18 protein-coding genes and 1 tRNA gene are annotated in these 19,021 nt (G+C 53.0%); 13 read left to right on the forward strand and 6 right to left on the reverse strand.

The genetic code is table 11. The features are described from left to right. Window position 1: 1 nt before the first annotated feature. The 11 genes from FE848_RS13370 (at window position 2) to FE848_RS13420 (ending at window position 10,695) form a co-directional block, all read left to right on the forward strand. A complete protein-coding gene (locus tag FE848_RS13370) occupies window positions 2-841 on the forward strand; it encodes a phosphatidate cytidylyltransferase (protein WP_200203895.1) in 840 nt (279 codons plus the stop codon). Window positions 842-843: 2 nt separating this feature from the next. Continuing rightward, complete coding sequence (ispC, locus tag FE848_RS13375) at window positions 844-2,028, forward strand: 1-deoxy-D-xylulose-5-phosphate reductoisomerase (protein ID WP_200203897.1); 1,185 nt, start codon at window positions 844-846, stop codon at window positions 2,026-2,028. A 47-nt stretch (window positions 2,029-2,075) separates the two neighbouring features. Beyond that, window positions 2,076-3,425, forward strand: coding sequence for an RIP metalloprotease RseP (rseP, locus tag FE848_RS13380; protein ID WP_200203899.1), 1,350 nt, complete (start codon window positions 2,076-2,078; stop codon window positions 3,423-3,425). A gap of 44 nt (window positions 3,426-3,469) precedes the next feature. After that, a complete protein-coding gene (gene bamA, locus FE848_RS13385; protein ID WP_200203901.1) occupies window positions 3,470-5,788 on the forward strand; it encodes an outer membrane protein assembly factor BamA in 2,319 nt (772 codons plus the stop codon). A gap of 62 nt (window positions 5,789-5,850) precedes the next feature. Continuing rightward, on the forward strand, window positions 5,851-6,345 hold the full coding sequence (locus FE848_RS13390; RefSeq protein WP_200203903.1) for an OmpH family outer membrane protein: 495 nt from the start codon (window positions 5,851-5,853) through the stop codon (window positions 6,343-6,345). A 48-nt stretch (window positions 6,346-6,393) separates the two neighbouring features. After that, window positions 6,394-7,419: a UDP-3-O-(3-hydroxymyristoyl)glucosamine N-acyltransferase gene (lpxD, locus tag FE848_RS13395; RefSeq protein ID WP_200203906.1), complete on the forward strand. Its 1,026-nt coding sequence runs from the start codon at window positions 6,394-6,396 to the stop codon at window positions 7,417-7,419. A gap of 11 nt (window positions 7,420-7,430) precedes the next feature. Continuing rightward, window positions 7,431-7,868, forward strand: a complete 438-nt coding sequence (fabZ, locus tag FE848_RS13400; RefSeq protein ID WP_200203908.1) for a 3-hydroxyacyl-ACP dehydratase FabZ — start codon at window positions 7,431-7,433, stop codon at window positions 7,866-7,868. Beyond that, window positions 7,868-8,659, forward strand: a complete 792-nt coding sequence (gene lpxA, locus FE848_RS13405; RefSeq protein WP_200203910.1) for an acyl-ACP--UDP-N-acetylglucosamine O-acyltransferase — start codon at window positions 7,868-7,870, stop codon at window positions 8,657-8,659. The genes fabZ and lpxA overlap by 1 nt, the downstream gene beginning before the upstream one ends. Before the next feature lie 20 nt (window positions 8,660-8,679). After that, the gene (gene lpxB, locus FE848_RS13410; protein WP_200203912.1) at window positions 8,680-9,861 is read left to right on the forward strand and encodes a lipid-A-disaccharide synthase; all 1,182 of its coding nucleotides are present in this window, start codon (window positions 8,680-8,682) and stop codon (window positions 9,859-9,861) included. Further along, entirely contained in the window at window positions 9,862-10,551 is a 690-nt protein-coding gene (rnhB, locus tag FE848_RS13415) for a ribonuclease HII (RefSeq protein ID WP_200203914.1), read from the forward strand. It begins immediately after the preceding gene. A gap of 67 nt (window positions 10,552-10,618) precedes the next feature. Then, window positions 10,619-10,695, forward strand: a tRNA-Met gene (locus tag FE848_RS13420). Between the two features lie 78 nt (window positions 10,696-10,773). On the opposite strand, the gene phnE (FE848_RS13425) is transcribed toward FE848_RS13420, so the two are convergent. The 6 genes from phnE (FE848_RS13425) to FE848_RS13450 form a co-directional block, all read right to left on the reverse strand. Beyond that, window positions 10,774-11,583, reverse strand: a complete 810-nt coding sequence (phnE, locus tag FE848_RS13425; protein ID WP_200203916.1) for a phosphonate ABC transporter, permease protein PhnE — start codon at window positions 11,581-11,583, stop codon at window positions 10,774-10,776. Continuing rightward, window positions 11,580-12,389, reverse strand: coding sequence for a phosphonate ABC transporter, permease protein PhnE (gene phnE / locus FE848_RS13430; protein ID WP_200203918.1), 810 nt, complete (start codon window positions 12,387-12,389; stop codon window positions 11,580-11,582). Before phnE (FE848_RS13430) ends, phnE (FE848_RS13425) begins: the two co-directional genes overlap by 4 nt. Beyond that, a complete protein-coding gene (gene phnC, locus FE848_RS13435; protein ID WP_200203920.1) occupies window positions 12,386-13,204 on the reverse strand; it encodes a phosphonate ABC transporter ATP-binding protein in 819 nt (272 codons plus the stop codon). Before phnC ends, phnE (FE848_RS13430) begins: the two co-directional genes overlap by 4 nt. Before the next feature lie 87 nt (window positions 13,205-13,291). Then, window positions 13,292-14,236 (reverse strand): phosphate/phosphite/phosphonate ABC transporter substrate-binding protein, encoded by a 945-nt coding sequence (phnD, locus tag FE848_RS13440; protein ID WP_200203928.1) that lies wholly within the window; start codon window positions 14,234-14,236, stop codon window positions 13,292-13,294. Window positions 14,237-14,435: 199 nt separating this feature from the next. Next, window positions 14,436-15,695, reverse strand: coding sequence for a glycerophosphodiester phosphodiesterase family protein (locus FE848_RS13445; RefSeq protein WP_200203930.1), 1,260 nt, complete (start codon window positions 15,693-15,695; stop codon window positions 14,436-14,438). Window positions 15,696-15,843: 148 nt separating this feature from the next. Beyond that, window positions 15,844-16,884, reverse strand: coding sequence for an AraC family transcriptional regulator (locus tag FE848_RS13450; protein ID WP_200203932.1), 1,041 nt, complete (start codon window positions 16,882-16,884; stop codon window positions 15,844-15,846). A gap of 117 nt (window positions 16,885-17,001) precedes the next feature. Here FE848_RS13450 and FE848_RS13455 point away from each other — a divergent pair, with 117 nt between their 5' ends. Beyond that, entirely contained in the window at window positions 17,002-18,093 is a 1,092-nt protein-coding gene (locus tag FE848_RS13455; RefSeq protein ID WP_200203934.1) for a hypothetical protein, read from the forward strand. A 55-nt stretch (window positions 18,094-18,148) separates the two neighbouring features. After that, complete coding sequence (locus FE848_RS13460; RefSeq protein ID WP_200203936.1) at window positions 18,149-18,988, forward strand: sterol desaturase family protein; 840 nt, start codon at window positions 18,149-18,151, stop codon at window positions 18,986-18,988. Window positions 18,989-19,021 lie beyond the last annotated feature (33 nt).

Here is a 19,021-nt window from a genome sequence, read left to right on the forward strand (position 1 = left end):
TGTGCTAAAAACCCGAATTATCACCGCCCTTATTCTTGCGCCTATCGCTATTGGGGGTATTTTTTTTCTGCCGCCCCTGGGGTTTGCTTTATTCACGGCGGCGATTATTACGCTGGGCGCCTGGGAATGGGCCAATATGTCTGGCTTCGAGCAGCAGCCGGCACGCATTGGTTATGCGGCCGTTGTAGCCATCATTCTCTATGGTCTGCTTGATGTGTCTGCCGTTCCGGTGCTTTGGCTGGCCCTTCTCTGGTGGGTTGTGTGTTTTTTGCTGGTACGCAGCTATCCAGCAGGCTCAGAGCGCTGGGGTAGCAGGCCAGTGCGCGCACTTATGGGCGTGCTGGTTCTTGTGCCCGCTTGGGTTGGGCTGAACCATCTTAGGGCTGCAGGCTTCCAGTTTGGCAATACAGATAACAACCTCCTGCTGATTCTGTATGTGTTCTGCGTTGTTTGGGTGGCAGACATTGGTGCTTATTTTGCTGGGCGAGCTTTCGGTAAAGCGAAGCTGGCTCCCAGAGTCAGTCCTGGTAAGTCCTGGGCTGGCGTATACGGCGGCTTGGTTGCTGTGGCGGTATTGGCTTTGGTTGCGAGCCTTCTTGCTTCCGCAAGCTTGACCGAAACAATAATGCTGGTGGTCGCAACTTTGGTAACCGGCCTGGTGTCCGTACTTGGGGATCTTCTGGAAAGCATGCTCAAGCGTTTCAGGGGTATCAAGGACAGCAGTGCTCTGCTGCCAGGGCATGGTGGGATACTGGATCGTATTGACAGCCTTACTGCCGCTGCTCCCGTGTTTGCGCTCATCATTACGCAACTTGGCTGGCTGACAGTCGGGCACTTGTGAGTATGGTAAAGCGCTCTGTTACGGTACTGGGGGCGACCGGCTCAATCGGACTTTCCACCCTCGATGTCATTCGCCGCCATCCCGATCGGTTTTCAATTTATGCGCTCACAGCCAGTACGCATGCAGAAGAGCTCGCGGTGCTTTGTCGCGAATTTCTTCCGCAAGTAGCCGTAATGGCAGATGCTGCAGCAGCAGAAAAACTCACGGAATTGCTTTCAGACCTTCCCCGGATTTCAGTACTCAGTGGGGAGCCGGGGCTTTGTGAGGTGGCTTCAGCTCCGCAAGCTTGCACAATTATGGCAGCTATTGTTGGTGCGGCAGGCCTCGCGCCAACACTTGCCGCTGTGCGTGCAGGTAAGCGTGTGTTGCTGGCCAATAAAGAAGCTCTGGTGATGTCTGGCAAACTGTTTATGGATGCTGTTGCGGCGTCTGGTGCAGAGTTGCTACCGATAGATTCCGAGCACAATGCAATCTTTCAATGTCTGCCTGCTGAAAAGGTTCGCGACCCCGAAGGTGCCGGTATTACCCGTATTCTGCTCACCGCCTCCGGTGGCCCTTTCCGGGAGACCAGCGCTCAAGACCTGCGCTCAGTCACACCTGCTCAAGCCTGCGCTCATCCAAACTGGTCTATGGGACAGAAAATCTCGGTCGACTCTGCCACTTTGATGAACAAAGGGCTCGAGTTGATTGAAGCGTGCTGGCTGTTTAATACAACGCCAGACCGTATTGAAGTTCACGTACACCCCGAGAGTATCATTCACTCAATGGTTGAGTACGTTGACGGCTCGGTATTGGCTCAGCTGGGCAGCCCTGATATGCGTACGCCCATAGCCAACGGCCTGGCCTGGCCAGAGCGTATTGATGCCGCGGTGGCGCCACTGGATCTTTTTGCAATAGGGCGGTTTCATTTTGAGCGGCCGGACCTCTTGCGCTTTCCCTGCCTGCGATTAGCTGCTGAAGCATTTGAGCTGGGGGGTACAGCGCCGGCAGTGCTGAATGCGGCCAATGAGGTTGCAGTGAGCGAGTTCCTGAAAGGAAATCTGGCTTTTACAGACATTCCAGTTGTTATTGAGCGAACTCTGTCAGTCACTCCAGTGGTACCTGCGGACAGTTTTGATACCATCTTCGCGAAGAACTCAGAGGCACGGCAGCAGGCACGAGAACAAATCCGCCTGTTAACGGTCTGATGTAACTTAGAGCTTTTCGCCGGGCTGGCGCTTAAACCAGGAATGCTATGCAGATTATTCAAACCGTACTTGCTCTTGCGCTTACATTGGGGATACTCGTCACCCTGCATGAGTATGGCCATTTCTGGGTCGCGCGCCGATGCGGGGTGAAAGTGCTGCGTTTCTCAGTGGGTTTTGGTAAGCCCCTGTTCTCTTGGTACGATCGCCACGGCACTGAATTCGCAATAGCCGCCATTCCATTGGGCGGCTACGTAAAGATGCTGGATGAGCGAGAGGGTCCGGTCCCTGAAGAACTCAGAGACCAGGCTTTTACATCCAAACCTCCTTCTCAGCGGATTGCCATTGCGGCAGCTGGCCCGGTTGCCAATTTCCTGTTTGCCATTTTCGCCTACTGGCTGCTTGGCGTGGTGGGTGTCACTCACGTTGCGCCCATCGTGGGTGATGTTGCCAGGGAAAGCGTTGCCAGTAATGTTGGCCTTCGTGAGGGTATGGAAATCCACGCTGTAGATGGGCATAGAGTGAGCTCCTGGCGGGATGTGAATATGCGCATTCTTGAGCGTGCTGGCGAGCAAGGAATAATCACCCTGGATGTATCCAGTGCTGGCGCTCAGGGCACCTTGAGCGGCGAGCTGGGTGGTTGGAGCTTGAGCAACGAAACACCGGACCCGCTTGGTGAGTTTGGTATTACGCCCTGGCGGCCAGATGTTCCAGCCATACTTGGCCAGATTGCAGACGGTGGCCGTGCTCAAGCTGCAGGGTTGCAGGCGGGAGATCGTGTTCTTGCGGTGAATGAAGAGCCAGTTGAAGACTGGTTCGAGTTGGTTGCTTTTATTCGCAGTGCACCCGAGCAAATGCTCGAACTCAGTATTGAGCGTGCTGGGACTGAGCAGTCTGTTCAGGTAACTCCGGCGCAAAAGCAGCAGGACAATGGCGAAGTTATTGGTTTCGTGGGGGCCGGTGTTAAGCCAGTCTCATGGCCAGATGATGTAATGCGCGACGTTCGTTATGGCCCCTTGGCTGCCATCCCCATTGCGCTGGACGAAACCTGGGCAGATACAAGGCTTACGCTGGTTGCCATCAAAAAGATGGTTACAGGACTACTCTCACCCAGTAATCTCAGTGGCCCGATTACGATTGCCCGTGTAGCTGAAGCCAGTGTCAGCTCGGGGTTTGAAGACTTTATTCGATTTTTGGCGTACCTGAGTGTCAGCCTGGGTATCCTGAATCTGTTACCTGTACCGGTGCTGGACGGTGGTCATATCTTGTATTACACCATCGAAGCAATCCGCAAAAAGCCGGTATCGGACGCCGTTCAGGAGCTTGGATTACGAATTGGTATGGCAATGATCCTCACATTAATGGTGTTTGCTCTTTACAACGACCTGATGCGGTTGTGAGAATTGCGGGCTCCTTACGCGCATTAACCAGGCGAAATAATTGAATGAGACGTTCTCTTCTAGGCATAGCCATTGGCCTCGCTGTTGCCGCAACCGGCATGAAGCCAGCATTTGCAGATGAATTTACGGTTGCAGATATTGAGGTGGAAGGCTTGCAGCGTGTTTCTGCAGGTACTGTGTTTTCTGCTTTTCCTGTAAATATCGGAGAACAGATGGACGAAGCCGAACTGGCTGATGCGATTAAATCGCTGTTCCGTACAGGTTTGTTCACCGACATCGAAGCGAGTCGCGATGCCGGGATTCTGATTCTTACTGTTCGGGAGCGCCCTTCGATCACGTCGATCGAAATTGAGGGCAACAAGAACATCGAGACCGATATGCTCATGGATGCCCTGGCTGGTGCCGGGCTTCAGGAGGGGCAGGTATTCCGCCGGGCAACATTGGAGCGGCTGGAACTGGAAATTCTGCGCTCCTACATTGGGCAGGGGCGCTACAACGCGCGCGTGAAGGCAACGGCCGAAGAGCTTCCTCGAAACCGTGTGGCCATTCGCCTGGATATTAACGAAGGCACTGTTGCAGCCATTCAGCACATCAACCTGGTGGGTAACCGGGAGTTCAGTGATGAGCAGTTACGAGACCTGTTCGAGCTGCGTACCACTAGCTGGTGGAACTCCATTACTAATGCGGACAAGTATGCACGGGAACGCTTGAGCGGTGACCTGGAAACCTTGCGCTCATTCTATCTCGACCGGGGTTACCTCGACTTCAATGTGGAGTCCAGCCAGGTCTCTATCTCGCCAGACAAGCGACAGGTGTTTATTGCTATCGCTATCGATGAAGGCCCGCAGTATACGATTTCTGAAATAAAGCTCCGTGGCAATCTCATTGTTGATGAAGAGGAACTGCGTAAACTGATTCCGGTAGAGGCGGGCGATGTATTTTCCCGTGCCCGGATGACAGCCATTTCAGAGACGCTGTCTTTCCGTTTAGGCAGGGAAGGTTACGCCTTCGCAAATGTAAATGCCGTGCCTGAGCCGGGTCCAGATAACACCGCTGCCGTTACGTTTTTTGTTGAGCCGGGCAAGCGGGCTTATGTTCGGCGTATAAATTTCAGCGGTAATGTCTCTACCCGTGACGATGTTTTGCGCCAGGAAATGACGCAAATGGAAGGCGGTATTGCTTCATCCGACCGTATTGAGTTTTCCAAAACCCGCCTTGAGCGGCTTGGCTTTTTCAAGATGGTTAATGTGGACACGGTTCCGGTACCGGGAACAGATGATCTTGTTGATGTGAACTATTCGGTGGAAGAACAGCCAACAGGAAGTCTCTCCGCATCTGTTGGCTTTTCACAGGACTCGGGCATTATTCTTGGCGCCAACGTGGCCGAAAATAACTTTTTTGGCACGGGCAAGCGGGCATCATTTGGCGTAAACGTGAGTGATGCCGTTAGAAGCGCGAATATCTCCTACATGGATCCGTACTACACCGTTGATGGCGTAAGCCGTGGGTTCAGTGTGTTTGCCAGGGAGACCGATTTTGAGCGGGAGGATATTACTTCGTACCTGCTGGATGAATACGGTGGGCGTGTCACCTTCGGGTATCCGACAGATAGCATTACAAGGTTGAATTTCGGCTTGGGGTATACCTACTCCAAGCTCAAAGGTGGTGTGTTCACATCCCTTGATGTAACGGATTTTATTGACGAAGAAGGCGATAGTTTCAATAACTATTTCCTGTTTGGCAGTTGGCGCCGAAGCACCCTGAACCGGGGTGTTTTGCCAACCTCGGGCTACAGTCATTCGCTGTCTCTTGATGTGGCCGTGCCCGGCAGTGACCTTACGTTCTACAAAGCCACCCATAGAACCGACTTTTACTTCCCGATTACGGACAACAATCGCTGGGTTGTACGCACCAGAACAGAAGTAGGCTACGGAAATGGGTATGGCGACCGCTCGAAGATGCCATTTTATGAGCACTTTTATGCCGGTGGTTACGGCTCAGTGCGAGGGTATCGGGCAAATTCATTGGGGCCGCGTGCACGCCCTGCTGCCAACGATTATTCCGATCCCGATCCGTTCGGTGGTAACCTCCTCACAGAAGGGTCCCTGGAGCTGATTTTCCCGACACCGTTTGCCGGCGACAGTCGCTCTATGCGAACCGCATTCTTTCTGGACGGAGGGCAGGTATTTGATCCGGATCGCGGATATGACCCGGAGCTGGATGAATTGCGGTTTGCGGTCGGCGTAGGATTCCAGTGGATTACCGCGGTAGGACCATTGGCGTTCAGCCTTGCCAAGCCGCTGAACGACAAACCGAAAGATGAAACTCAGGTGTTCCAGTTCTCACTTGGCCAGACATTCTGATTTGCAGAAATTTGCTTAAGCGTTGCGAGAAACAAAAACGAATGAAACTCAGGAGACCCAAGATGTTCAGAAACCTAGTGATGTTTGCAGCAGCAATGGCGATCGCATTGCCAGCCGTAGCAGAAACCCGAATTGGTGTCGTAGATCTTCGGCAAGCATTGTTCTCATCAAACGACGCCAAGTCTTTCAGTGAAGCTATGCAAAGAGATTTCGCCGGCGACGAGGAAAAGGTTCGCGAGACCCAAGAGGCCGCTCGAAAGCTGAAAGAGCGTCTGGAAAAAGACGGCGCCATGATGAACGAGAGCGAGCGTAACAAGCTTGCCGGCGAATTCCAGGAAAAGGTCAAAGAGTTCAACTTCCTGAAGCAGCGCCTTGATACTACTGTGAACCAGCGGAAGCAGGCATTCCTTGAGGAAGCACGTCCGGAAGTAGATGCGGCTGTTAAAGAGTTGCTTGAAGAAAACGATCTGGATCTTATTCTGCCAAGCGAAGCTGTTGTCTATGTAAAGCCGGAAATGAATCTGACTCCACAGCTTCTGGAAAAACTGAACCGTTAATTCCTGCTGAAGAGCCCGGGGGCTCACAAGCGTGTTTTGGAGCGCGAGATGACGGAAAAGTTTTACCGGCTTGGAGAAATAGCAGAAGCCCTCGGCGCGGAGCTTAGAGGCGATCCTGAAATTCAGGTATCCGGCCTTGCAACGCTTCAGGCTGCAGGCCCGGATCAGCTGAGTTTTCTGGCTAATCCCACCTATGCAAAACACTTGGGAGAGACTCAGGCTGCGGCCGTTATTCTGTCGCCTGCAGCAGCGGTAGATTGCCCGACCAATGTCCTGGTACTTGCCAATCCTTATCTGGGTTATGCTCGGCTCAGTCACTGGTTTGACCCTGCGCCCATTGCGCCGCCGGGCATTCACCCTGCGGCAGTGGTTGACCCGAGTGCAACCGTTGCCACCAGTGCCAGTATAGGCCCTAATGCCGTTATTGAGGCGGAAGTGGTTATTGGCGAAGCGGTTGTCATCGGTGCAGGCAGTGTTATTGGTTCTCGCACCAGCATCGGGGCCGGCTCCATTATCAGGCCCAGAGTTACGCTCGCCCACGATGTGGTGATTGGGCAGCGTTGCCATATTCTCAGCGGTGCAGTCATAGGCTCTGACGGGTTTGGCTTCGCCAACGAAAAGGGCCAATGGCACAGAATTGCACAGCTAGGTCGCGTTGTTCTTGGTGACGATGTTGAGGTGGGTGCAAACACCACAATAGATCGTGGTGCTCTGGATGACACCGTTATCGGTAGTGGCGTTAAACTCGATAACCTCATTCAAATTGCCCACAATGTCCACATTGGTGATCATTGCGCTATGGCCGCAATGGTGGGGATTGCGGGCAGTACAAAGATTGGCAGCCACTGTGTATTTGGTGGTGCGTCCGGAGTAGCCGGCCACCTGGAAATTGCCAGCCAGGTACATCTTACCGGCATGACTCTGGTCACCGGAGATATTCGGGAACCAGGAGTGTATTCTTCCGGCACCAGCGCAGATACCAACCGGCAATGGCGCAAAAATGCCGTGCGTTTCCGTCAATTGGATACTCTGGCGCGGCGCGTCAAAGAGCTGGAAAAGAAATCAGAGGGCTGAGGCCGATCACGATGATGTATATTGATGAAATACTGGAGTACCTGCCACACCGTTACCCTTTCTTGCTGGTGGATCGGGTTACCGAGCTTGAAAAATCTAAGTCGATCAAAGGCTACAAGAATATCTCGTTTAACGAGCCTTTCTTTAACGGCCATTTCCCCGGTAACCCGATTATGCCTGGGGTTCTGATTATTGAAGCCATGGCACAACTTTCCGGTATTCTCGGTTTTGCAACAGTAGGGCGGAAACCTTCGGATGGGCTGGTACAATATCTTGCAGGCACCAGTAAGGCACGCTTCAAGCGCCCCGTGTTACCTGGAGACCGGCTGTGTATGGAGTCGGAAATTATCTCGGAAAAACGCGGTATCTGGAAATTTGAATGTCGCGCACTGGTCGATGGTGAAGTCGTCTGTGTGGCAGAGATACTGACCGCTGAGAGAGAAGTTTAATGGCGACAAATGATTGGTCGGGCGTCCATCCCCAAGCGATAGTAGACCCATCAGCCAAACTTGCGGATAACGTAACGGTTGGTCCCTGGAGCTATATCGGCCCGAATGTGGAAATTGGCGAAGGCACAGAAATCCTTTCCCATGTGGTTGTTAAAGGGCCAACGATTATTGGCAAGAACAACCGTATTTTCCAGTTCTCCAGCATCGGTGAAGAGTGTCAGGATAAAAAATACGCCGGGGAGCCAACCACGCTCATTATTGGTGATAACAACACCATTCGCGAGAACTGCACCATTCACCGTGGCACTGTACAAGATCAAGGTGAAACCCGCGTTGGCAGTCACAACCTGCTGATGGCCTATGTGCATGTGGCCCATGACTGCATTATTGGCAACAACATCATCCTTGCCAACTGCGCAACGCTGGCAGGCCATGTTACGGTAGGCGATCATGCTATTCTGGGCGGTGGCACCATGGTGCACCAGTTCTGCCATATAGGGCCCCACAGCATGGCAGCTGGTGGCAGTATCGTGCTCAAGGATATTCCGGCTTACGTTATGGCTGCGGGCCAGTCGGCGGAGCCACACGGCATGAATGTTGAAGGTCTCAAGCGCCGCGGCTTCAGTAAAGAGGTGCTAATGACCCTGCGCCGAGCCTACAAAGTCATCTACCGCCAGGGCCTAACCACTGAGCAGGCTGTGGAGAAACTGGAAGAAGAGTACTCCGATACGCCAGAAGTGCGCGTGCTTATCGACTCCTTGCGCGGAGCTCATCGCGGCATTATCCGCTGAGCCAGCAGGAGCTTTATTCGATGGATCATCCCCGGGCCGCATTTGTCAGTGACCGCAGTATAACCTTTGGAATTATCGCAGGTGAGGCGTCCGGGGATATTTTAGGCGCCGGCCTGATCCGATCACTTCGCAACCGCTACCCCAAAGCCCGATTTGTCGGCATTGGTGGTGATGAAATGATAGCCGAAGGTTTCCACTCCCTGGTTCCTATGGAGCGGCTCTCTGTTATGGGCCTGGTAGAAGTCCTTGGCCGTATCCGGGAACTCTTTCGTATACGCGCACGCCTCCTGAGTTATTTCTTCGCCACCCCACCAGATGTGGTGATCGGCATCGATTCCCCGGATTTCACCCTGGCTATCGAACGGCGTTGTCGGGAAGCGGGCATCCCCTCTGTTCATTACGTCAGCCCGTCGGTTTGGGCCTGGCGGCAGAAACGAATTTTCAAAATCGCCAAGTCTGTCGACCTGATGCTCACCCTGTTGCCATTTGAAGCCAGGTTCTATGAAGAGCATCAGGTGCCCGTTGCCTTTGTAGGGCACCCTCTTGCAGATCGCATACCGCTGGTTCCCGAAACAGGGAAAGCCCGCCAAGACCTTGGACTTGATGAGAATGCACCCTTGTTGGCGGTGCTTCCAGGGAGCCGGGCTGGTGAAGTCGAACGTCTGGGTACCTTGTTTCTGGAAGCCGCACGTTGGATTCAGGCCAAACGGCCGGATGTGCAACTGGTTATCCCCTGTGTGAACCGTGAACGGGAGCAGCAGGTTAGTGATCTCATCGAAGCGCTCGACGTAAAGCTTCAGGTCACTATTGTAAGAGGCCGCTCCCGGGAAGTGATGGCTGCATCAGATGTTGTATTGCTGGCGTCCGGAACGGCGACTCTAGAGGCTATGCTGCTGAAAAAGCCTATGGTCGTGGGCTATCGCTTGAGCAACGTCAGCTGGGCAGTGATTTCCCGCCTGGTGAAGGTGCCTCACGTTTCACTGCCTAACCTGTTGGCGAATCAACCTCTTGTGCCTGAGTTATTGCAGGATGACGCGACACCGGAATCACTCGGCGCTGCTGTGCTGGAGCGCATGGAAAACCAGCAAGAGCGAGACCGGTTAGTAGAGGCATTTTCAGAGCTTCACCACACCTTGAAACAGGATGCCGACGAAAAAGCTGCCAAGGCAATTTCTGAGCTTGTTGAAGAGCGAGCCCGTTGAATGGCGCGAGCACCTGCATTACCTCCGTTTGAATGTGCCTATCAGGGCCGGTTATTGGCTGGCGTGGATGAGGTAGGGCGCGGGCCACTCATTGGTGCGGTAGTGACTGCAGCGGTTATTCTGAATCCTGATCGGCCTATTGCAGGGTTGGCAGACTCGAAAAAACTCACAGAAAAAAAACGTAATGCTCTTTACGAAGAAATTATTGAGCATGCGACTGCCTGGTGTCTGGGCCGTTGTGAGGCCCATGAGATAGATCAGATCAACATATACCAAGCCACCATGATTGCCATGGAGCGAGCCGTTGCCGGTTTGGGCGTTGCCCCAGAGTACGTGCTGGTGGATGGAAACAAATGCCCGAAATGGCATTGGCCTTCCGAGCCGGTGGTAAAGGGGGATAGCAGGGTAGAGGCCATCAGCGCTGCATCCATACTTGCCAAAGTGACCCGGGACAGGGAGATGGAGGTACTGGAGCAGAGGTATCCCGGCTACGGACTTGCCAAACACAAAGGTTATCCCACGCCCGTCCACATGGAAGCCCTGTTCCGGTTGGGGGTAACGCCAGAACATCGCAAGTCCTTCCGGCCAGTTCAGGAGGCCATGGAGCAGGTTGGGTTCTTCAAGAATCCCGAGGCGTCGGTGACAGAAAACCTCCACTACCCAACAGATCTGTTTGAAAACAGTAATTGACAACGCGCCCACAAGTCCTTATTATACGCGCACGTTGATCGAGGCGACTCGGCAACAACCAGTTTGATGCGGGGTGGAGCAGTCTGGTAGCTCGTCGGGCTCATAACCCGAAGGTCGTAGGTTCGAATCCTGCCCCCGCTACCATATTAAAAGGCAAATCAGTAACTTACTGATTTGCCTTTTTTCGTTTTGAGTTACTCACCCTACTGGCGATAGTGCCTTTTAGAGCACAGCCCGCCGAACTTTTGCAGACACCCATTCAGAAACGACCACAGTCGCCACTATAACGAGAAAAATTACCGTTACCTGGTTCCAGGCTAGCGTGCTCAAGGATGACTGGAGTTGCAGACCCAGGCCGCCGGCACCCACCAGCCCGAGAATGGTCGATTCGCGAATGTTGATGTCCCAGCGGAACACTGATATGCCCCAAAATGCCGGCAGGATCTGCGGGATAATCGCGTAATCAATCACCTGAACCCGGGAGGCACCTGTTGCTCTCACTGCTTCCACCTGGTTCTCATCAATCTCTTCAATAGCCTCGTACAGTAACTTGGCAACGAAGCCGATAGAGCGTAGGCCTATCGCGACAATGCCTGCCAAAAGTCCAGGGCCGATGATTGCGACCAGCAGCAGCGCCCAGATAAGCGAGTTGATGGAGCGTGAGGTTACGATGATAAGCAGGGCCATCGGGCGTACAAAATGACGGCTCGGGGTGGTGTTGCCAGCGGCCAGGAAGGCAACGGGTATCGCGATGATCACTCCGATCAGCGTGCCAAGAGTTGCGATGTTCAGCGTATCCCAGAGCGGCTGCCAGAGTTGATTGAGGTAGCCCCAGCGCGGTGGGAGCATGCGGCCACCGATATCCGAAGCCTGTCGGGGTGCGTCTGCTACAAAGGCCCAGATGGTGTCTTCAGTCATCAGGTTCCAGCAGAATGCTGTTAAAGCTACCAGCCAGAACCAGCCAGCCCATCGGAGCAGGTGTTGTTTTGGAGTTCTGAACTGCCATGTTTTCGTGTTTGTGCTGGCAATCATTGGGCCCACCGCCGAATGTAGGATGATGAGTATTCCACCACTAATACAATAGCGATGATGATGATCAGGATGGCGCCAGCTGAATCGTACTCGTAGCGATCAATAGCTGTATTCAAAGTGGCTCCAACACCGCCGGCACCGACGATACCTATGACCGACGACTCCCGAAAATTTATGTCCAACCGATACAGAGAAAGGCCGATCAGTCTTGGCATCACCTGAGATTGGACTGCATAGTTAACCACCTGCCACCAGCCTGCGCCGGTCGCGCGAATGGCTTCTATCTGGGCGCTGTCGCAGCCTTCAATGTCTTCCGCCAGAAGCTTGGAAAGGAACCCGATGGAAGCAAACGTCAGAGTGAGGAACCCGGCAAAGGGCCCGAATCCGAACATCGCAACCAGCAGAATCGCTATGATGATTTCCTGGAATGAGCGAGATAACGTAATGAGGCTGCGGCAGAACATATACACCGGCGCCGGGGCCAGATTGCGGGCGGCACCAATACCGATGGGTACCGAGATCAACACACCTGCTGCGGTGGAGGTTAGAGTCATGGTCAGGCTTTCGACCAGCCCAGCCTGGATGTCCCGCCAGCGGGAGTTGAAATCTGGCGACAGAAACCCTTGAATGAACTTCCAGCCGCGCTCAAGACCTTCATAAACCCGAAACCAGTTGACCTCCACTGAGCTGATCGCCAGAACCAGGTAGATCGCACTCCCTAACAAAATGCTCCAGCGCCATCGTGGGTTTTTAAGTAGTACCGGAGGCCGCTTCCAGGTCCTCAAAGACGTGATTGCGCCGGTCATGTTAGCTCCAGCACTTTGGCGTTGCTGAACAGAAACTCGTCGTTTTGGGACTCGCTGCTCTGTTGCACCAGGTCCCAATCCTCTGCTCCGTAGATGCAGGTCAGTGCCTTATGGGACAAGGCTGACGGTGGGCCATCGAACACTACTTGGCCTGCCCGTAACCCGATGATCCGATCGGCGAAGTTTTGTGCCAGCACTACATCGTGAATGTTAATGATGGCTGGAAGGTTCATTTCCCGGCAGACGCCTTGAATCAGGCGCATGATCTGGCGAGACGTTTTCGGGTCGAGCGACGCCGTGGGCTCGTCGGCCAGCAGCAGTTCCGGGTTTTGCTCCAGCGCCCGGGCGATACCTACTCGTTGGCGCTGACCGCCAGAAAGTTCATCTGCCCGTTTGTTGTAGTGATCACCCAGCCCGACTCGCTCCAGCAAGCCGAATGCCTGGTCGATGTCAGTTTGTGGGTATCGGCGCAGGAAGGATCGCCAGCCGGAGACATACCCCAGACGGCCTGAGAGCACATTTTCCATTACTGTAAGGCGCTCAACGAGAGCATATTCCTGGAAAATCATCCCGATACGGCGACGAGCCTGGCGTAAAGCCCGGCCACTGAGTTTGGTCAGTTCTGTTTCACCGAGGTAAATGCGGCCGGAACTGGGTTCAACCAGACGGTTGATACACCGGATCAGACTCGACTTGCCGGCGCCAGAGGGGCCAATAAGTCCTACAACCTGGCCCGCAGGCACCGAGAAGCTGATGTCGGTCAGTGCCCGGTCGCCGGTTTTGTAGGTTTTTGATAAGGCTTTCAGTTCAAGCACAGTTTTCTGCCATTGCTGGTAATAGAAGAGTCAGCGGGCTGGCCACATCGAACGACATGTTCAACCCACTGAAAGCGGTTTGAGTCTTTAGCGGCAGTTGTACACCACGCCGTTGGCATCATCGATCTTGCGAATGACCTCCCAGTGCTCCTTAAACGTAATCGGGATGAACTGGGCCTCACCCGACTTTGAGAACTCTTCTTCCAAAGTGGTGCCTTCCCATTCAAAGGAGAAGAATGCCTGCTGGATTTTGTCTTGCAGTTCTGGCGTCAGGTTGTGAGCAACGCCATACCCTGTGGTGGGGAAGGTCTGAGACTTGTACAGAGACACGGTCTGATCTTCGCTGACAACGCCCCGATTCAGCATTCGCGCCATAACGGAGTTGGCGACTGCGGCGGCGTCATAGTCCTTATTGGCAACGCCGAGCACAGAGTTGTCGTGCTTGCCGGAAAACACCGGCGTGAAGTCTCTATTTGGCACAAGATCATAATCCGCTTTCAATATTGCAGATGGCGCTTTGAAGCCTGAGTTCGAGGTTTCGGAGGTGAATGCCAATTCGCGACCTTGCAGTCCGTCTACATCGGTAATGCCCGAATCAGGGTGGGTGATGATTTCCATCTCGTAGCCGAATGAGCCATCAGCGGACGCCATAATGGTGAAAGGGCGGAAGCCGCCACAGGCAACGGCTATCGGGTTGGATCCGGTATTGAAGCCGGCAATGTGGAGGCGACCTGCGCGCATGGCTTCAATTTGCGCTGCGTTCGACTGGACAGGGAAAAACTGAACTTTTTTACCGGTTTTCTCAGACAGATGGTCCAGAAAATCGGACCAGGCTTCAGCGTAAACAGACGGGTCTTCTACCGGGGTGTAAGCAAAAATCAGAGTGGAGGGATCGATCTGCTCAGACTTGGCAGGAATGTCAGCAATCAGATCCCCGTCATTGTCGCTGTATCGGGAGTCCAGTTTGAATGCGCCCTGCGCGAGCATAGGCGTCATCAGAGCAGCACATGTAAGAGACATCAACTTATTCATATTTGCATCCTCAAGTTATGAAGCATCATCGGCCAGATACTAACCAGGGATTGTTATGGTTCCGTGACAAAGACAGGATGTTGGAAGTGTCTGTTAATCGGGCGAGCAGGGGATTGAAAGGTTGGGGCAGCGAAGAAAGCCAGCGGATAACGGCATCCGCTGGCTCTGGTATGGCATTAACGAACGTTCGATTGCGGGACTACTTCAGGCCCATACAGTTGGCATAGTAGGTTGTCGTCGCAGGCCAGTCTGAAAAAATGCCTATGACACCAATCTCGCGAGCCAGCACATCAATTACTGTATAAATGTCGCCGTCGTTGTTAATGGCATCGTTGACAGTTTGGTAGTACCAGGCACCACCTTCGGCGAGCGGCCCACTGCGTTCCAGAGACCAACCAATCAAATCAAGGCCAGCAGCCTTGGCATTGAACGCGTACTCGGATGGCACGATCTCCTGGTGGCCGTTTAGAGTCAGCATTTTCCAGAGTGCCGGCGCCAGAATGGAAACACCTTTTTGGGCGAGACTTTCCATATATGCCATAGACACGTTATCCGGGTCGTTACTTTTCTCATCCAGAAATACGGCTTGGCGGCCAAATTCGGGCATTTGGTTAACCCAGAAAACAACATCGTCCAGCAGGAACGACTGTGGCCATACATCCTCGGGCTTCACACCGGCAGCGATGTATTCATTGATCATCTGCCGAGCATAATCTTCTTGTGTATAGTCACCCTCAAAAGGCATATCGACCACCGGTGTCTTCAGTTCCGGGGTGAACTTGAGGCCCAGCTTTTTGATCAGTTCGATGCTTTCGCGATGGCTTAATAGAGAGCCCTCAGTGGCATACAGGTTCGTGCGCCAATCGGCGGTGCCGCCCAAATACTCTTGAGGAGTGGTGGCATTCTCATCAAACGCATCCATTTTCCCTCGGAGCGACTTGAACTCAGCCAGCGTGATATCGCTGGTGCGGCATTCGGCCTCAGCTTTTGTGCCAGCGCCCGGATTGGCAGGCACGAAAGGCTTGGTACATTTGGCATTCAGCTCCGGTACGGCCACGATGTTGGTGGTGGTGTGCAGGTCGTTCTGTGCGTGGCGGCAAACTAGTTGCCGGTCTTTGGTAAAGGCAACGTCGCACTCAATGATTCCGGCTCCCATTTTGGCCGCCGCTACATACGATTCGCGGGTATGTTCAGGAAACTGCAGTGGTGCCCCCCGGTGGGCAATGGAGAAGTTGGTCGAGACCGCAGGTATGGATTCGCATGCTTGCAGCTTACTTTTCAGCTCACCGTCATCCATATCATTAACCAGAAAGTAAGGCCTTGGGCCGAGCTGAACCAGCTGCTCGTTGTTATCTGAAGGGTTTGCTTCTGGCACACTGGCGTTGCTATCGCTGTCGTTGCAGCCAGATAACATGGTGAGAGTGCCGATGATGAGAGGCAATAAAAGCGAAACTTTCATAACAGAGTCCTTCTGTTGGACATTTTGGGTTCGTCCCGGCATCGCTTTAGTTGGCGAGAACGGGGCGGTTGTTTAATCTCAGGCTGTACAGGCGCCAATATTGCCTGCACTTGATTAACGCCTGATGACAGCCTGACCCCCGCTTCTATTAGTTTGACCCGGCCCCCGCCCGATTCACTTCCTGCCACTTTTTAGGCGACAAGCCACTGCCCCTCAAAAAAAAGTGGTTAAACGAACTCTGTTCCCTGAACCCCAGCAACTGGCTGATCTGCAAAATACTCAAATTCGAATACTGCAGATAATCCTGAGCATGGTGTAAGCGAACATCGGCCAATAGTTGTTGATAGCTGGTTCCCTGTTGTTTTAGCTGGCGCTGCAAGCTGCGTTCGCTTTGCCCTAGAATGGCGGCTATTTGGGGGAGCTTTGGGCTGTTTAGCAGGTTCTTCCCAACATGGTTTTTTACCTGCTCAACCACTTGCCCTGCGGTGGAGTCGGCAACGGATGGGCGAGCTATGTTTTTTAAAGGCCAGGCTAATACGTCTGCGGCAAACATAATGCTGTTATGGCTTTGACTGAACCGGCATTGTGCCCGGAATCCCTGTTGGTACTCCGCTTCGTGATAATCCGCTGGCCTTGCATGAACGAAGCACACTTCCATTACAGGTATCAATCGCCCCGTTAGCTGTTCCGCAAGATGGATAATTCCTGCAATTACACTTTCACATACCAGCCGGGCCGCTTTGTGTTGCTGAAAATGGGCTCGCCAGATAAGACGAATGTTCCCGCCACCTGATTCTATGCGAGAGGTGCCCAAGCGATGCACCAGTCGTTCAAGAGTCATCATCTGATGTAAGGCATGCCCGAGAGTCAGTGATTTGGTTCGTAGATTGGTCAAGGCTTCACCCAGCACATCGAAGTTTTCGAGGCCTGCACTTTGCCCCGCCTTGATGCCGAGCAAGGGGTCTTTGAGAAGTTCGCTTGCGCTCAGAAAAAGTCGAAAATAGTCTTCTACCGCAATTGTTTCCGGAGGGTTAATCATCCACAGGTCGTTAACAGCGGCAGCATCTGCTAGAGGAGAGAGTCGGCCGCCTTGTTGAAGATAGGCTACGAGAATGGGCTGAATGTAGGCTCCAACCACAAAGTTGAGTGGGTGGTTTCGCGAAGTGTTTGCTTCTGATTTGTTGATCAAGGTTGCCGCCTTATAGTAATTTTTATTCGTGATCCAACAATTAAGTCAGGTTAAAGCAGGCTAGGATGCTTTTCAATTCGAGTCACAGACACTACAACAATTATAAATAGGCGGCACATGGGCAGTATTCTCAAAACCAGTACGATTGAAAGCAGCATTATCAAGCCGATCAAGCATTTTGAAGAGGCTCGTAAGTGCCATACTGCGCACTATCGACTGGAAAGCATGCGGAAAGCGGCGGTCAGTTTCCGCGATGACATGTTGGCAAAACCCCAGGCCAGGTTTTATCAGAGTATGGGCTTGATCCGTGTGCCGTACCCCACCAAGTACGCTTTTCTGAACTGCAATGTTATTCCAAGTCCTTTTATTCATATCCTGAATCGCCTGTTTATTGTGCAGGTTGATAGTGATGAGGGTGTGAAAACGATACTGCTCTCGCCTTCAGATGCCGAAGCGAACGCAGAAACCCCGTATTTCCGTAAGGTGATCGACAAGGCTGGCCCTCTCAAAGAGTTGGTTAAAAAGTTTCTCGCTCCTGAAATCAATACGGTTGAAGCGTGTCTGCAGCAGGCTGGTTTGACGCCGGAAGATGTGGACTACATCAGCTATGACCATCTGCACACCCAGGATATTCGTCGCTGGCTAGGCGATAGCAAGAATCCAGGTTTGTTCCCCAATGCCAAGCTTCTGGTGATGAGAGAGGAGTGGACTTCAGCTAATTTCCTGATGCCACCACAGATCGACTGGTACTGTCCAAATGGGCTGGCGGGTGTTCCGGAAGATCGCATTATTCAGCTGGATGGGGATGTAATGATTGGTGATGGGCTGGCGTTGATTCGCACGCCGGGCCATACCGTCGGCAATCACTCGTTTGTGGCTCATACCCCTGAAGGTCTTAAGGTAACGAGCGAAAACGGTGTTGGGCCGGATTGCTACGCGCCTCTGCACTCACGGATTCCTGGCTTGAAGAAATACGCACAGCAAACAGGCATGGAAGTAATTTTGAACGGCAACACCCTTGAGGGCGGGCTGGATCAATACATTTCTATGGTGGTTGAGAAAACCATCGCCGGTAATCATCCGCTGTATACAGATTTCCCCAACATGGCCAATTCCTCTGAGCTGACCAGTTATTGGGGCTTTCCCGGGTATAGGCCAACGGTCACCTATGGTGATCTGAGCTTTGGAGCTGTGTACAGGAAGAAGTGATCCAGCTTAGTGATAACCGCATTTTGATCATGGATTCAGGTTGTCTGGAGTCGGTATGAATGTATTTGGTTTGTGGGATGGATTTTATAACGATCCCTGGTTCTGGCAGTTTCCTATGGCCACACTGGCCATCAGCATGGCGGCGTTTTTGCTTGTGGCAACGCCTTGGACCATCGTTGCCTGGCTGGATCCTGTCTCGCTGAGAAAATACAAAATCCAGCAAAAGCCATTTGAGGTTAAAAAGTTTCTGCTGCCTTCCCTCGGACGCATACTCGTTAACAACATTATTCTGGCGTCGCTGCTGGTGCTGAGTTGGCCGCTGCTGAAACATACCGGCGTGCATAACAACGAACTGCCTGCGTGGTATGTGATTTTGGCGCAGTTGGTGTTTTTCGTGTTGCTGGATGATTTTCTGTATTACTGGATGCACCGGTACATGCACGAGAACAAATGGCTGTTGAGAAATGTGCACAGCGTGCACCATCGAATCCGCAATACCTGCGGAATCAACGGTAACTACATGCACTGGCTGGAATATACGTTAACCGCAACGCTCACCTTGATAGGCCCCATTCTTTTGGGTGCACATATCTATGTTGTTTGGCTTTGGGTGATCATCCGGCAAATTGAAGGTGCAGACGGCCACATTGGCTATGACATTCCCTGGAACCCGGTGCATCTGCTGCCTGTGTACGAAGGCCCTGTTTATCACGATTTTCACCACGCTAAATTCAAAGGCAATTACGCGGGCTTCCTGCCGTATCTTGATAAGTACATGGGTAAAACGCACATACCTGCGTACTTGAGGTATCTGCAGGGGAAGAAAAAAGGTTTAACCGCGGTAGAAATCGAGCAGCAGGAGAGCGTGAAGAAAACAGCTGGGAAGGCCCGTTAACCGGTACCCAGCTCCTCGTGGTTGACGCTAGCC

The organism is Marinobacter sp. 1-3A, assembly GCF_016597775.1.
In the GTDB taxonomy this organism is placed as follows: Bacteria; Pseudomonadota; Gammaproteobacteria; order Pseudomonadales; family Oleiphilaceae; genus Marinobacter; species Marinobacter xiaoshiensis.

Coding starts and splice junctions, on each gene's coding strand:
- ispC (WP_200203897.1), top strand. CDS start 844: ATGGTAAAGCGCTCTGTTACGGTACTGGGGGCGACCGGCTCAATCGGA.
- rseP (WP_200203899.1), top strand. CDS start 2,076: ATGCAGATTATTCAAACCGTACTTGCTCTTGCGCTTACATTGGGGATA.
- bamA (WP_200203901.1), top strand. CDS start 3,470: ATGAGACGTTCTCTTCTAGGCATAGCCATTGGCCTCGCTGTTGCCGCA.
- FE848_RS13390 (WP_200203903.1), top strand. CDS start 5,851: ATGTTCAGAAACCTAGTGATGTTTGCAGCAGCAATGGCGATCGCATTG.
- lpxD (WP_200203906.1), top strand. CDS start 6,394: ATGACGGAAAAGTTTTACCGGCTTGGAGAAATAGCAGAAGCCCTCGGC.
- fabZ (WP_200203908.1), top strand. CDS start 7,431: ATGATGTATATTGATGAAATACTGGAGTACCTGCCACACCGTTACCCT.
- lpxA (WP_200203910.1), top strand. CDS start 7,868: ATGGCGACAAATGATTGGTCGGGCGTCCATCCCCAAGCGATAGTAGAC.
- lpxB (WP_200203912.1), top strand. CDS start 8,680: ATGGATCATCCCCGGGCCGCATTTGTCAGTGACCGCAGTATAACCTTT.
- rnhB (WP_200203914.1), top strand. CDS start 9,862: ATGGCGCGAGCACCTGCATTACCTCCGTTTGAATGTGCCTATCAGGGC.
- phnE (WP_200203916.1), bottom strand. CDS start 11,583: ATGATTGCCAGCACAAACACGAAAACATGGCAGTTCAGAACTCCAAAA.
- phnE (WP_200203918.1), bottom strand. CDS start 12,389: ATGACCGGCGCAATCACGTCTTTGAGGACCTGGAAGCGGCCTCCGGTA.
- phnD (WP_200203928.1), bottom strand. CDS start 14,236: ATGAATAAGTTGATGTCTCTTACATGTGCTGCTCTGATGACGCCTATG.
- FE848_RS13445 (WP_200203930.1), bottom strand. CDS start 15,695: ATGAAAGTTTCGCTTTTATTGCCTCTCATCATCGGCACTCTCACCATG.
- FE848_RS13455 (WP_200203934.1), top strand. CDS start 17,002: ATGGGCAGTATTCTCAAAACCAGTACGATTGAAAGCAGCATTATCAAG.
- FE848_RS13460 (WP_200203936.1), top strand. CDS start 18,149: ATGAATGTATTTGGTTTGTGGGATGGATTTTATAACGATCCCTGGTTC.